Annotated in this window: 10 protein-coding genes; 7 read left to right on the top strand and 3 right to left on the bottom strand. The window is 71.6% G+C overall.

All coding sequences use genetic code 11. The features are described from left to right. Window positions 1-32: 32 nt before the first annotated feature. Window positions 33-4877, bottom strand: a complete 4845-nt coding sequence (locus tag AC3IF3_RS05285; RefSeq protein ID WP_489227667.1) for an NAD-glutamate dehydrogenase — start codon at window positions 4875-4877, stop codon at window positions 33-35. A gap of 260 nt (window positions 4878-5137) precedes the next feature. Here AC3IF3_RS05285 and AC3IF3_RS05280 point away from each other — a divergent pair, with 260 nt between their 5' ends. The 4 genes from AC3IF3_RS05280 to AC3IF3_RS05265 all read left to right on the top strand — a co-directional run bounded on the left by AC3IF3_RS05280 (window position 5138) and on the right by AC3IF3_RS05265 (window position 8817). Next, window positions 5138-5554 carry a MarR family winged helix-turn-helix transcriptional regulator gene (locus tag AC3IF3_RS05280; RefSeq protein ID WP_489227666.1) on the top strand — a complete coding sequence of 139 codons (417 nt, stop codon included), beginning with the start codon at window positions 5138-5140 and terminating at the stop codon, window positions 5552-5554. A gap of 29 nt (window positions 5555-5583) precedes the next feature. Then, a complete protein-coding gene (locus AC3IF3_RS05275) occupies window positions 5584-6870 on the top strand; it encodes an MFS transporter (RefSeq protein WP_489227665.1) in 1287 nt (428 codons plus the stop codon). Window positions 6871-7062: 192 nt separating this feature from the next. Continuing rightward, window positions 7063-8229 (top strand): multidrug effflux MFS transporter, encoded by a 1167-nt coding sequence (locus AC3IF3_RS05270; protein ID WP_489231244.1) that lies wholly within the window; start codon window positions 7063-7065, stop codon window positions 8227-8229. A gap of 72 nt (window positions 8230-8301) precedes the next feature. Further along, window positions 8302-8817 (top strand): DoxX family protein, encoded by a 516-nt coding sequence (locus tag AC3IF3_RS05265; protein ID WP_243965610.1) that lies wholly within the window; start codon window positions 8302-8304, stop codon window positions 8815-8817. Between the two features lie 7 nt (window positions 8818-8824). Here the strand turns inward: AC3IF3_RS05265 and AC3IF3_RS05260 are convergent, their stop codons facing one another. Further along, entirely contained in the window at window positions 8825-10285 is a 1461-nt protein-coding gene (locus tag AC3IF3_RS05260; RefSeq protein ID WP_243965973.1) for an MFS transporter, read from the bottom strand. Between the two features lie 207 nt (window positions 10286-10492). Here AC3IF3_RS05260 and AC3IF3_RS05255 point away from each other — a divergent pair, with 207 nt between their 5' ends. From AC3IF3_RS05255 to panE, 3 genes are all read left to right on the top strand, one after another. Next, window positions 10493-11380: a DUF3313 domain-containing protein gene (locus tag AC3IF3_RS05255; RefSeq protein ID WP_489227662.1), complete on the top strand. Its 888-nt coding sequence runs from the start codon at window positions 10493-10495 to the stop codon at window positions 11378-11380. Between the two features lie 164 nt (window positions 11381-11544). After that, window positions 11545-13038, top strand: a complete 1494-nt coding sequence (gene guaB / locus AC3IF3_RS05250) for an IMP dehydrogenase (RefSeq protein ID WP_243965620.1) — start codon at window positions 11545-11547, stop codon at window positions 13036-13038. A gap of 8 nt (window positions 13039-13046) precedes the next feature. Then, the gene (gene panE, locus AC3IF3_RS05245; RefSeq protein ID WP_489227660.1) at window positions 13047-13991 is read left to right on the top strand and encodes a 2-dehydropantoate 2-reductase; all 945 of its coding nucleotides are present in this window, start codon (window positions 13047-13049) and stop codon (window positions 13989-13991) included. 11 nt (window positions 13992-14002) lie between these two features. On the opposite strand, the gene AC3IF3_RS05240 is transcribed toward panE, so the two are convergent. Next, window positions 14003-14176 (bottom strand): hypothetical protein, encoded by a 174-nt coding sequence (locus AC3IF3_RS05240; protein WP_243965640.1) that lies wholly within the window; start codon window positions 14174-14176, stop codon window positions 14003-14005. Window positions 14177-14301 lie beyond the last annotated feature (125 nt).

Here is a 14301-nt window from a genome sequence, read left to right as displayed (position 1 = left end):
GTGGCTCAGCCGATGCGCCCGGTGCCGGCTTCTCAGCCCCCGCGCACGAGATCGCCGAGCAGGCTCGCCGCCACGGTCGCCTTGGAGACCGTCAGACCGGACGCGCGGATCGCGTCGACCGCATCGCGGATCCGGGCGAGCGACGGCCCCCGGGCCTTCGCCCAGGCCTCGACGGCCCCGGGCCCGGCGCTCAGATCGGACACGATCTCGGCGGTCAGCTTGCGATGGGCTGCGGCGATGCCGGCCACCGCGCGCTCCAGGGCGACGCGATCGAACGTGTCGGCGACCGGGACGGTGCGCGCGGCCGCGGCGAGTTCGTCGAGCCGGAAGGCGTGCTCCAGGGCGAAATGCGTGGCGGCCACTTCCTCCACCGGCCGACCGCCCGCTTCGGCGACCCGGACGATGTCGGGGGCGGAGACCAGGGCGGTGAGGGAGGCGAGCCGCCGGGCCTGCGCCGGTTCCATGCCGAGCTCTTTGAGCTCGGTCGCGCGTGTGTCGATCGCCCCGCGGGCCGCCGCGTCGAGCACCTTGGGCAGCGCCGCCTCCACCGCCGCGATGCCGTCCCGGTAGCGTCCCACAATCGGGGCGAGGCCGCCGGTCAGGTCGAGGTTGCGGATGAACCAGACGATGCGGTTCATCAGCAGATCCTGGACCTCGGCGTAGAGGCCGAGTTGACCGTCGCCGGTGATCCGGCCGGCGAGGCCGTCGATGGCGAGGTTGAGCTCCATCAGGCCGAAGGCGTCCCGGGTCGCCGCGTAGGCCTTGGCGATGGTGGCCGCGTCGGCGCCGGTCCCGTCGACCAGGCGCGTGGTCAGGGACGGGCCGCCCCGGTTGACTATGATGTTGGCCAGCGCCGTGGCGATGATTTCGCGACGCAGCCGGTGTCCCTTCACGGCATCCGGGAACTGCTCGCGCAGGGCCTTCGGGAAGTAGCGCTGCAATTCGCGGTCGAAATACGGGTCGTTCGGTACGGCGCTGTCCAGGATCGCGTCGTGCAGCGATAGTTTCGCGTAGGCGAGCAGCACCGCGTATTCCGGCCGGGTCAGCCCCTCGTTCCGGCGCAGGCGCTCGGTGAGCGCGGCATCGTCGGGCAGGAACTCCACCGCCCGGTCGAGGCGCCCCTCGGCCTCCAGCGCCTGCATGGTCCGCATGGCGAAGCCGGTCTCGCCGAGGCCGCCGCGCTGGGCGAGGGACAGGGCGAGCGTCTGCAATTCGTTGTTGCGCAGGACGAGGTGGCCGACCTCCTCGGTCATGGTTGCGAGCAGGGCGTTGCGGGCCTCGTAGCTCAGCCGCCCGTCACGCTCCGGCGTCATCAGGGCGATCTTGATGTTGACCTCGACGTCGGAGGTGTTCACGCCGGCCGAATTGTCGATGGCGTCGGTGTTGAGGCGGATGCCGGCGCGCGCGGCCTCGATGCGCCCGCGCTGGGTCAGGCCGAGATTGGCGCCCTCGGCGACGACCTTGGCCCGCAATTCCGGGCCGGTGATGCGCACGGCGTCGTTGGCGCGGTCACCGGCATCGTCGTCGGTCTCGGTCGTGGCGCGGATGTAGGTGCCGATGCCGCCGAACCACAGCAGGTCGGCCGGCGCTTTCAGGATCGCCTGCATCAGCTCCGTGGGCGTGGCCTCCGCGCGGTCGAAGCCCAGGGCCGCCCGCACCGGTTCGGAGAGCGGCACCGTCTTCAGGCTGCGGGAGAACACGCCGCCGCCCGCCGAGATCAGGCTCCGGTCGTAATCCGCCCAGGACGAGCGCCCGAGATCGAACAGGCGGCGGCGCTCGGCGAAGCTCGCCGCCGCGTCCGGGTTCGGGTCGAGGAAGATGTCCCGGTGGTCGAAGGCCGCGCGCAGCCGGATGCTCTGCGACAGCAGCATGCCGTTGCCGAACACGTCGCCCGACATGTCGCCGACGCCGACTACGGTGATCGGATCGGTCTGGACGTCGATGTCGATCTCGCGGAAGTGGCGGCGCACCGCCTCCCAGGCGCCCCGGGCGGTGATGCCCATGCCCTTGTGGTCGTAGCCCTGGCTGCCGCCCGACGCGAAGGCATCGCCCAGCCAATGGCCCTTCTCCAGCGAGAGCGCGTTGGCGATGTCCGAGAAGGTGGCGGTGCCCTTGTCGGCGGCGACCACGAGATAGGCGTCGTCGGGATCGTGCCGGACCGTGTCGGGCGGGGGCACGATCGCGTCGCCGACGATGTTGTCGGTGAGTTCGAGCAGGGTGCGGATGAAGAGCTGGTAGCTCTCGGTGCCCTCCCGCATCCAGGCGGCGCGGTCGGAAGCCGGCGGCAGGCGCTTGGGGAAGAATCCGCCCTTGGCGCCCACCGGCACGATCACGGCGTTCTTGACCTGCTGGGCCTTCACCAGCCCGAGGATCTCCGTGCGGAAATCCTCCGGCCGGTCGGACCAGCGCAGGCCGCCCCGGGCGACATAGCCGAAGCGCAGGTGCACGCCCTCGACCCGGGGGGCGTAGACGAAGATCTCGAACAGCGGCCGGGGCAGGGGCATCGCCGCCACCTTCGCGCAGGCGAACTTGAAGCTGATCGTCTCCCGCGGCTTCCCGTCGGCCCCCGTCTGGAAGAAGTTGGTCCGCACCGCCGCCTCGACGAGGTTGACGAACCGGCGCAGGATCCGGTCGTCGTCGAGGCTGGTGACGTCGGCCAGCGCGTCCTCGATTCCGGCCCGGACATCCGCGGTCCTGGCGGCGCGGTCGACCTCGGTGGCGGGCTCGAACCGGACGCGGAACAAGCTCACGATCGCCCGCGCGATCCCGGGATGCCGGCTCAGGGTCCCGGCGATGTAATCCTGACCGTAGCGGATGCGCAGCTGGCGCAGGTAGCGCCCGAGCGCCCGGAGCAGCGCCGCCTCGCGCCAGGCGAGGCCGGCCTCCAGCACCAAGCGGTTGTAGCCGTCCGATTCCGCCGTGCCCTCCGCGATGGCGAGCATCGCGTCTTCGAGGGGCTGCTCCAGATCCGTAAGTTCGATCGCGGCCCCGCTGGCGCGTTCGAGCAGCATGTCGTGCAGCCAGACCCGGTCCGCCTCGGCGGCACCCGCCGGCACGATCCGGTAGGTGCGCTCGTTGATGACGCGGAAGCCGAGATTCTCCAGGGCCGGCACGCGATCGGACAGCGCGATCGCGGTCATCCGTGAGAACACCTTCAGGCGGACCTGCGCGGCCGAATCCGACCCGCGGCGGCCGAGATGCACGGCTCGCGGCTGTTCCGCGCTGAGGCTGTCCAGGATCGCGACATCGCCGACGGCGACCTCCGGCTGGAAATTGTCCCGGTAGGCGGCCGAGAACGCGTCGGCGTACCGGGCCGCGAGCCGGCGTGCCCGGTCGCCGCCCTGGCTCTCCGCGAGGGCCGCCCGCAGGGCGTCGCCCCAGGTCCGGACCAGGGCGGCGATGCCGGATTCGAGGCCGGCCGGATCGATCTCGGGGGCGCCCTGGTCGGGAAGGCCGACGATGTAGTGGGTGCGGGCGAGCGGCCCCTCGGGGTAGTCCGGGTAGGCGGCGCTGAGCCGCCCGCCATAGGCGTCGGCGAGGTAGGCGCCGATCCGCGCCCGGATGGTCGAATCGTAGCGCTCCTTCGGGACGTAGACGAGGAGCGAGACGAAGCGGCCGAAGCGGTCCGGCCGCGACAGGACCCGGATCCGCGGCCGGTCGGCGAGGTTGGCGATGGCCAGGGTGAACCGGTAGAGCCGCTCGACGTCGATCTGGAACAGCTCGTCGCGCGGATAGCTCTCCAGCACCGCCAGGAGGCTGCGTCCGGCATGGCTGGTCGGGTCGAGGCCGGCGCGGGCGACGACGGCCTCGACCTTGCGGCGCAGGACCGGAACGTCGCGGGCCGGGCTGGTATAGGCGGTGGCGGTGAACAGGCCGACGATCCGCACCTCGCCCGAGAGCTTGCCGAGGCCGGAGAACAGCTTGACCCCGACATAGTCCAGGTAGGCGGACCGGTGGACGCGGGACTTCACGCTCGCCTTGGTGATGATCAGCGCCTGGGGTTCCTCCAGGAAGGTCAGGATCTCGGGGGTGTAGTCCACCGGCGTCCGGCCCCGGCGCAGCGGCGTGGCCCCGGGATCGCGCAGCACGCCGAGGCTCGACCCATCGACCAGGGGATGCGCCTCGCCGTCGATGCCGTGCTGCTGCATCCCCACGAGGAGGAACTGCCCGTCCGTCAGCCAGTCCAGGAAGGCCCGGGCCTCGGCGATCTCGCTCTCCGGCATGGGGGTCGGTGCCCGGCCCAGATTCTCGGCGAGATCGGTGAGCCGCGCCAGCATCGCGTCGTGATCGTCGGCCGCCAGGGCGACGTCCCGGTAGACGGCCGCCAGCGCCTCCCGCAGCCGCTCACCGGCCTCCGCGGCGAGGCGATCGAGGTGGATGTGGATGAAGCTCTCGCGCGCCAGGCTGCCCTGGGCGTCGGCGGTCGTCTCGCCGACCACGCGGATCAGCGCCCCCCCGGCATCGCGCTCGACACCCAGGATCGGGTGGGCGACGAGGTCCGGCGACAAGCCCTGCTCGGTGAGTTCGGCCAGCGTCGAATCCAGCAGGAATGGGCGGTTGTCGTTGATGACCTCGAGGATCGTCATCTCGCGGCGGCGGCCGTCGCGGACCAGATCCACATCGCTCAAACGCATCCGGGCCGGATCGCCGGGCCGACGCGGGTCGGCCAGGAACGCCCGGGCCCGGGCGGCGAGATCGGCCAGGGCATCGGCCTGGTAGGAGGCCAGATCCTCCGGGGTCACCCGCCCGAGCAGGTCGCGCACGAAACCGCCCGGGCCGCCCTGCTCGGTCACGAGGTCGGCGGCCGCTTCGATCAGCCCGGCACGGGCCGTCTTCTGCTCGGAGGAGGACAACGCCGTCGCGGTCTCGAGTGTCATCGCGCTTCTCCCGAACCGGGTTGCCGACCTTGAGCAGATCCCGATCCGGCAGTCGTCGGGAGCGGCGCGGCCTTCATCGTGATGCGCCCTCGTCCGCCGGAACCGGTGTCTCCTCCGGCGGCGCGCGTCCTAGGGATAGCAGCGTGGCCTGCCGTGTCGATGACACGCCTCGGCGGTTTGGGCACCGGTGCATGTCGAACGGCGCGAACCGTCAGGATCCGCTTGAGCACGCGCGGAAATGTGCATATACACGCATTGTGATGGATCACCCTTCGACCGAGCCCTGCACCTGCTCCGCCCTGCGACGCGCCACGCGCGCCGTGACCACGGCCTATGACGCGGCCCTGCGGCCCTCCGGTCTGCGGGTGACGCAATTCGCGATCCTGCGCCTTCTGGACCGCCTGGGATCGACCCCGGTGACGCGGCTGGCCGCCGAGGCGGCGCTGGAGCGGACCACGATGGCGCGCAACCTCGACCCGCTGGAGCGGCGGGGCCTCGTGCGGATCGCCGCCGGCGAGGCGGATGCGCGCGAGCGGGTGGTGGTGCTAACCGAGCCCGGCCGGGACGCCATCGCGGCCGCGATGCCCCATTGGCGCGCGGCGCAGGCCCGCATCGCCGCCCGGGTCGAGCCCGGAGCCGTCGCCGCCCTGGCCGAAGCCCTGATCGCCGCCTCCTGACCGACCCGCCTTCGCCCCGGAGCCCGACCATGCCATCCCTCGCCGAGACGCGTCCCGCGCCGCGCCTGCACTACGCCTGGATCGTCGCCGCGGTGACCTTCCTGGTCCTGCTCGTCGGCGCGGGCGTGCGCGCCACGCCGAGCGTGCTGATCGTGCCCTGGGAGCGGGAATTCGGCTGGACCGCGTCCATGATCGGGGTCGGGATCGCGCTCAACATCTTCCTGTACGGGATGATCGGCCCCTTCGCGGTGGCGATCATCGAGCGGTTCGGCCTGCGTCGCTCCGTCTGTACGGCGCTCCTCATCCTGGCGATCGGCACGGCCGCGACCAGCCTCATGACCGCGCCGTGGCAGATGGTTCTGCTCTGGGGCGTCGTGGTCGGCTCCGGCTCCGGCATGGTCGCCAACGTGCTCGGGGCCACCGTGGCCGGGCGCTGGTTCGGCAAGCGTCGCGGGTTGGTCCTGGGAATGCTCACGGCGAGCAGCGCCACCGGACAGCTCGTCTTCCTGCCGGTGCTGGCCTCCCTGGCCGTGGGGCAGGGCTGGCGCTCGGTCTCGCTGGTGGTCGCGGCCGCGACCCTCGCGCTCATCCCGCTGGCCGCCCTGCTGCTGCGCGACCGCCCGGCGGATCTCGGCCTGCCGCGCTACGGCGAGGCCACGGTGACGCCGACGCCGATCCTCACCGAGAACCCGGCGATGCGCGCCCTGCGCGGCCTGCGGGTGGGCCTGCGCTCCCGGGATTTCTGGCTGCTCGCCGGCACGTTCTTCATCTGTGGCGCCTCGACCAACGGGCTGGTCGGCACGCACCTGATCCCCGCCTGCATCGACCACGGCATCGCCGAGGTGACGGCGGCGGGGCTGCTCGCGCTGATGGGGATCTGCGACCTGATCGGCACCACGGCCTCGGGCTGGCTCACGGACCGGTTCGATTCGCGCAAGCTCCTGGCCTGGTATTACGGCCTGCGCGGCCTGTCCCTGATCTTCCTGCCCTATTCCTTCGACCTCAGCTTCTACGGCCTCTCGCTGTTCGCCGTGTTCTACGGGCTCGACTGGATCGCCACGGTGCCGCCCACCGTGCAGCTCGCGGCGAAATCCTTCGGCGAGGAGAACGCCGCGCTGATGTTCGGCTGGATCGCGGCCGCCCACCAGATCGGCGCCGCCTCGGCGGCCTGGCTCGCCGGCATGGTCCGGACCGATACCGGCACCTATCTCGGCGCCTTCGTGTCGGCGGGGCTGCTCTGCCTCGTCGCGGCGCTGATGGCCGGCTTCGTCGGGCGCAGGCCCGCCGAACCGGCCCTGCACCCGCTGCCGGCCTGAGCTGCGCCGGGCGGGCGGGATCGTCATAAGTGTGCCGCGATGGGCGAGCCCTGATCGGCCCGTCCCCGCGCATCCCGTGAGCCCGCCTTGACAGTCGTGATCCGGCCCGTGCCGCCGGTCCAGGAGACCCGCGCCCCACGCCCCTGGTCGGGCCCGGGCTTCGTCGAGTTCGTCGCCATCATCGCGCTGATGATGGCGGTGACCGCGATCTCGATCGACAACCTGCTGCCGGCCTTCCCGGCGATCGAGGCGCGCTTCGCCGTGCCGGATCCCAGCCGGCTGCAGCTCCTCGTCTACGTCTACATGATCGGCTTCGGTTTCGCGCAGATCGTCTACGGGCCGGTCTCCGACGCCGTCGGGCGCCGGCCCGTCCTGCTGGTCAGCCTCGCGATCTACGTGGTCGGCTGTGGGCTCGCCATGATCGCCCCCAGCTTCGGCTGGCTGCTCGCGGCCCGGATCATCCAGGGCATCGGCGCGGCCGGCGGGCGCGTCCTCTCGGTGGCGATCGTGCGCGACCGCTTCTCGGGGCGCGAGATGGCGAGCGTGATGTCTCTCACCATGATGGTGTTCCTGATCGTTCCGATGGTCGCGCCGGCGATCGGCGGCATGATGCTGGCGCTGGGCTCCTGGGTCTATGTCTTCGTCTCGATGCTGGTGCTGGCCTTCTGGCTGACGCTCTGGTTCTCGATGCGCATGCCCGAGACGCTGCACCCGGAATACCGCCGGCCGCTCTCGCCGGCCTCCACCTGGGAGGCGATCCGCCTGACGCTCCGGACCCGCGTCGCCGTCGGCTACGCCACCGCCCTCGGGCTGATGACCGGCTGCATCATGGGCTATGTCGGCTCGGCCCAGCAGGTGTTCGATACCGGCTTGTACCATCTCGGCCCGCTCTTTCCCCTGGCCTTCGGGCTGGTGGCGGGCGCCATGGGGACGGCGACGCTGATCAACGCCCGGGTCGTCCGGCGGCTCGGGATGCGGGCGCTGTCCCATGGCGGCGTCATCGCCTTCACGGCGGTCGGCCTGCTCCAGGTCGGCGTCGGGCTCGCCTATCACGGCCAGCCGCCGCTGGCCCTGTTCCTCTCGATCCTGGCGCTGAACCAGTTTCTGATCAGCTTCGCCATGCCGAACTTCAACGCGCTCGCCCTGGAGCCGCTGGGTGCGATCGCCGGCACCGCCTCCTCGTTCCTCGGCTTCTACACCACCCTCCTCGGCGCCCTCTGCGGCTTCCTGATCGGGCAGTCCTTCGACGGGACGGTGGTGCCGGTGGGCCTCGGCTATGCCGGCCTCGGCGGCCTGGCGCTGGTCGTCGTCGCCTGGACCGAGCGCGGGCGCCTGTTCCGCGGCGGCGTCTCCGGCTGAGGCGGCGGCTTAACCCGGTCTTCAGCGGACCGGGCCAAGCTCCGGTCAGCTTCGCCGCCGACCGGACCTCCCATGATCGCCCGCGCCCAGGACGGAACGCTTCTCGCCGCGCGGCTGCTCCTGGCCGCCGCGCTCCTGCCCACCGGGATCGCCCGGGCCCTCAACGTCTCGGGCTTCGCGCTGACGCTCGCCGGCTCCGGCATGCCGTTCCCGAATGCCGTCGCCACGGCCGCGGTGGTTGTGCAGGTCTTCGGGCCGCTCGCGCTGATCCTGGGCGTGCTGCCGCGGCTCACGGGGCTGGCGCTCGCCGTCTTCGCGGCCCTGACCGCCTTCGTGCTCCACGCCTTCTGGCATTACATCGGCCCGGCGGCCGTCGCCGAGCGCACGCTCCTCCTGGCCGATCTCGGCCTCGCCGGCGGATTCCTGATGTACGCCCTGACGGGCCCCGGCGCCTGGAGCTGGCAGGGCTGGCGTTCCGGTGCGGCGCCGAAGGGCGCGAAGCCAACCGGGAAGACCGCCGGCAAGGCCCCCGCGGCCAGGGGCGCCAAGCGGCCGCCCGGCCGTTCCCCCGCCCGCGCGGCGGCCTGAGCGGCATCTAGCCGTGCCGCGGCCGCATCTCGGCGGCGGTGGCGGCCGGAGGGGGAGCGGCGGCGGCGATCGCGTGGCGTCCCGAGATTTCCGACCCGGCATCCGGCGTCAGGCGGCGGAAGGCCAGCGCCGAGACCGCCGAGATCACCGCCACGGCGAAGAAGGCCGGCCCGAAATCGGCCGCCTCGATCTGGGTCCGGCCGTGGAGGCCCGCGGTCCCCTCCAGCGCCAGGGCGCCGAGGGTGACGCCGAGGCTCAATGACAGCTGCTGGCAGACGCTGGCAAAACTCGTGGCCGCGCTCATCTCGCGGGATTCGAGATCGGCATACGCGATGGCGTTGACGCAGGTGAACTGGATCGAGCGCGCGCAGCCGCCGACGAACAGCAGCGTCACCATGATCCAATGGGACGTCTGCGCGGTGTAGAGCCCGTTCACCGCCAGGAAGACGGAGGCGAGCAGCGCGTTCCACGTCATCAGGGTCCGGAAGCCGGTGCGGCGCAGGATCTTCGGCGCGAGGGTCTTCACGAACATCGCGCCGGCCGCTGCCGCGAAGGTGATCAGGCCGGAATGCAGGGCGTCGAGCCCGAACCCGACCTGCAGCATCAGCGGCAGCAAAAACGGGATCGCCCCGGTGCCGATCCGGAACAGGCTGCCGCCGAGCACCGCGACCCGGAAGGTCGAGCGGCGCATCAGGTCGAGCCGGACGATCGGGTGGGCGACCCGCCTCGCATGGGCCCAGTAGAGCGGAAGCAGCACCGCGCCGCCGGCGAGGCAGCCCCAGGAGACGGCGGGCGGCAGCAGGTGGCGTCCCATCGAGGCGAGGCCCAGCATCAGCGCGGCGAGCCCCGTCCCGAGCAGCAGGAAACCCAGGATGTCGAGGGGCGGCCGTTCGGGCTCGCGGACATCCTCGAAGAACAGGGTCGCCAGCACGATCCCGGCGCAGCCGATCGGCAGATTGATGAAGAAGATCCAACGCCAGTCGAACCAAGTGGTGATCAGGCCCCCGACCGGCGGGCCGAGCACCGGTCCGACGAGGGCCGGGAAGGTCAGGTAGGCCAGCGCCGTGACGAGCTGCGATTTCGGCACGCTGCGCAGCACGACCAGCCGTCCGACCGGGACCATCATGGCCCCGCCCATGCCTTGGAGGAACCGCGCCGCGACGAACCACGCCAGCCCGTTGGCGGCCGCGCAGGCGAGGGAGCCGGCCATGAACACCACGAGCGCCGCGCGGAAGACGGTGCGCGAGCCATAGCGGTCGGCCATCCAGCCACTCACCGGGATGAAGATCGCCAAGCTGACCAGATAGGAGGTCAGGGCGAGCTTCAGCGCGATCGGGTCCTCGCTGAGGCTCGCGGCGATGCTCGGAAGCGCCGTGGCGATCACCGTCGAATCGGTGTTCTCCATGAACAACGCGGTGGCGACCGTCAGGGGGACGATCCAGAGCGGTCTTTGGGTGGCGGAGGGCATCGGGGGGCAGACGCGCGGCACGCCGCGCCGGTTGCACGGCAGGGCGGCCACCTCGCATCCTCGTGTTTCGCTTATGTATCCATCCTGCAACAGATGTTGCGCAGCGGGCGCCGTTACCTGTTTTGCGCGAAGCTCGATCGCTATGTCTCGATCACGCGGCCGTGATGTCGGCGCAATTCGGCACGGCGCCGGGTCACGAGGAGTTCGATGCAGCCCAGCCCCAGCCCGGCCCGCACCCTGCCGCGGATCGCCGCCGGCGTCGCCCTTCTCTCGATGGTGGCGGCCTGCGGCACCGTCCTCCTCAACGATCGCGGCTCGCTGACCCGCTACGATCGCCTCAAGGCGAGCGATCAGGTCGCGTCCGCCGCCCGGATCTACGTGGACCGGCCGGCGCTGGCCAAAGCCCGCACCGTGCGCATCATCCCGACGGCGTTCCACGCCGATGTGGCGGGTGCCGTGCCGCTGACCGCAGCCGAGCGCCGCCTGATCGCCAACGCCGCCGACCGGGCGCTCTGCTACGACCTGTCGCTGAGATACGATGTCGTGACCGGGCGCGACGCGGACCTGACCGTGCGGGCCCAGGTCACCCGCGTCGATCCCACGGACCTCCTTGGCGCCGGCGCGACCATCGCGGGTTCGGCCGGGGTCACGGTCGCTTCCCAGTTCGGGCTCAGCGCCGCCGAGGGCATCGGGCGCGTGCCGATCCCGCGGGTGCCGATCGGGCTGGGCAGCCTCACCGTGGAGGCCGAGGCTTTGGACCGGAGGCGCGAGCAGCGCGCCGCCATGGTCTGGGGCGGGGCCGCGAACTCCTTCACCAGCCAGCCGCGCTTCTCCCGGGCGAGCGACGCCTACGACCTCGCGGGGGATTTCGGCCAGGATTTCGGCTACCTGCTGGCGACCGGCACGGACCCGTTCACGGCTCCCAACACCCTGCCGACCTGGGACCGTATCCGCGTCACCACCCTGGGCGAGGCGCCCCTGGACCCGGATTGCGAGGCCTATGGCCGGGCCCCGGGGATCGACGGCATCCTGGGCGACTATATCGGCCTGCCGCCCGAATACACCGATCAGGGACCCGCGAAGGCGAGGCGCTGACCGCGCCGATCGGAGTGCGAAAAAGCGGGGGAGCCATGCGTGTTTTCCCGCTGCGGCGCGGCGACGGCGCATTGGCGCCACCGCGGACCCCGTGATACTGCCACTTGCCAACCCGATCCCGCTGCGCGAGCCCACAGGCGCGGCCGTCCGAGGAAAGTTGGCACATGGCCCGAGTAGACTCCGCATCGATCATCGAAGGGCTGACCTTCGACGACGTGCTCCTGCGGCCCGCCGCCTCCTCGGTGATGCCAACCGAGGTCAACGTCGCCTCGCGCCTCACCCGGTCGATCCCCCTGAATCTGCCGATCCTCGCCTCGGCGATGGACACCGTGACCGAGGCGCCGATGGCCATCGCCATGGCGGCCAGCGGCGGCATGGGCGTGATCCACCGCAACCTCGAGCCGCCGGAGCAGGCCGAGCAGGTCCGGCTCGTGAAGAAATACGAGTCCGGCATGGTGATGAACCCGATCACCATCCATCCGGACGAGACCCTGGCCGACGCCTTCGAGGTGATGAAGCGCAACCGCATCTCCGGAATCCCGGTGGTGGAGCGGGGTCCGAATGGGTCGCGCGGCAAGCTCGTCGGCATCCTGACCAATAGGGACGTGCGCTTCGCCACGAATTCGGCGCAGCCGGTCGCCGAGTTGATGACCCGCGACCGCCTGATCACCGTCCGCGAGGGCGTGACCCAGGACGAGGCCAAGCGCCTGCTGCACCAGTTCCGCATCGAGAAGCTGCTGGTCGTCGACGACCATTACCGCTGCATCGGCCTGATCACCGTCAAGGACATCGAGAAGCGCATCACCTACCCGTTCGCCGTCAAGGACGAGCAGGGGCGCCTGCGGGTCGCGGCCGCCACCACCACCGGCGACAGCGGCTTCGAGCGGGCCGAGCGCCTGATCGATGCCGGCTGCGACGTGATCGTGGTCGATACGGCGCATGGCCACTCGATCAAGGTGCTCGATGCCGTCGCCCGGGTGAAGCAGCTCTCGAACGCCGTGCAGGTGGTGGCCGGCAACGTCGCCACCCGCGAGGGTGCGCAGGCGCTGATCGATGCCGGGGCGGACGCGATCAAGGTCGGCATCGGCCCCGGTTCGATCTGCACGACCCGGATCGTGGCGGGGGTGGGCGTGCCGCAGCTCACCGCGCTGATGGAGGCCGTGGAAGCCGCTGCCGAGGCCGACATCCCGGTGATCGCCGACGGCGGCATCAAGTATTCCGGCGACCTCGCCAAGGCGATCGCCGCGGGCGCCTCGGTGGCGATGCTGGGCTCCCTGCTCGCCGGCACCGACGAGGCCCCGGGCGAGGTCTTTCTGTATCAAGGCCGCTCGTACAAGTCGTATCGCGGCATGGGCTCGGTCGGCGCCATGGCGCGGGGCTCGGCCGACCGCTACTTCCAGGCCGAGGTCAACGACACCCACAAGCTCGTCCCCGAGGGGATCGAGGGGCAGGTGCCCTACAAGGGGCCGGTCGGCAACGTCCTGCACCAGCTCGCCGGAGGCCTGCGCGCAGCCATGGGCTATGTCGGCGGCGCGACCATCCCGGAGTTTCAGGAGCGGGCGCGCTTCATCCGCATCACCAATGCCGGCCTGCGCGAGAGCCACGTCCACGACGTGACGATCACCCGCGAGAGCCCGAACTATCCGTCGCGGACCTGAGGAACTCCATGCGCACGCTGATCGTCGGGGCCGGAGCGACCGGCGGCTATTACGGGGCGCGCCTCGCCGAGTCGGGCGCCGACGTGACCTTCCTGGTCCGGCCGGCCCGGGCGGAGAAGCTCGCCGCGAACGGCCTCGTCCTGCACTCGCCGCTCGGGGATTTGCACATCCCGAATCCGCCGACCGTCACCGCCGACCGGCTGGCGGAGGCGGGCGCGTTCGACCTGATCGTCCTGTCCTGCAAGGCCTACGACCTCGACAGCGCGCTGGCGGATCTCGCCCCGGCGGTGGGGGCGGAGACGGCGATCCTGCCCCTGCTGAACGGCCTGTCGCATCTCGATGCCCTCGACGCCCGCTTCGGCGCGGAGCGCGTGCTCGGCGGCTCCTGCGCCATCGCGGCGACCCTCGCGCCGGACGGCGCGATCCGCCACATGAGCGAATTGTGCAGCATCACCTACGGCAAGCGGGACGGAGCGCGCACGGCCCGGATCGAGGCGGTCGACACCCTCATGCGCGGCCTGAAGTTCCAGCCGCGCCTGAGCGACGCGATCCTGCTGGAGATGTGGGAGAAGTGGGTGTTCCTCGCGACGCTGGCAGGGGCGACGACCCTGATGCGCGCCGCCGTCGGCGACATCGTGGCGGCGCCCGGCGGCGCCGATTTCATGGCGGCGCTGCACGGGGAATGCACGGTCGTGGCCGCGGCGAGCGGCTTCCCGCCGCGGACCGTGGTGGCCGAGCGGGCGCGGGGGCAGCTCACCGCCGCGGGCTCGACTTTCACGGCGTCGATGCTGCGCGACATCGAGAATGGCGGGCGGATCGAGGCGGATCACGTGATCGGCGACCTGATCGCCCGCGGCCGGCGGCTTGCCCCGGCGGCGGCCTTCCCGCTGCTCACGCAGGTCTATACGGGGCTGAAGGCCTACGAGGCGCGGCGGGGGCGGGAGGCGGCCTGAGCCGCCGCCACTCAGTAGCGGCCGGGCGGGGGTGCCGGCGGCGCGCCGTATTCGAGCTGCGTCTTGGCGTCGACCGGCCGGCGCGGCGGCGGCGTCAGATCCGGCTGGGCGGCCGGCGCACTCGCGCAGGCGGCGAGGGAGGCGGCGACCAGGGCCGCGAGGGCGATGCGAACGGCTGACGACATGCGCTGAGAGACTCCCGGTGTCCGCCCCGTCGCGGACCGCCCTGGTCCGCGACGGGTGGATGCCATACGACACGCGGCGATCCGCGCGGCGGACCACCCGGACGCGTTCTGAGCCGCGATCGTGC

It is taken from the genome of Methylobacterium sp. J-118 (assembly GCF_057836565.1).
This window is presented reverse-complemented; position numbering and strand designations above follow the sequence as displayed.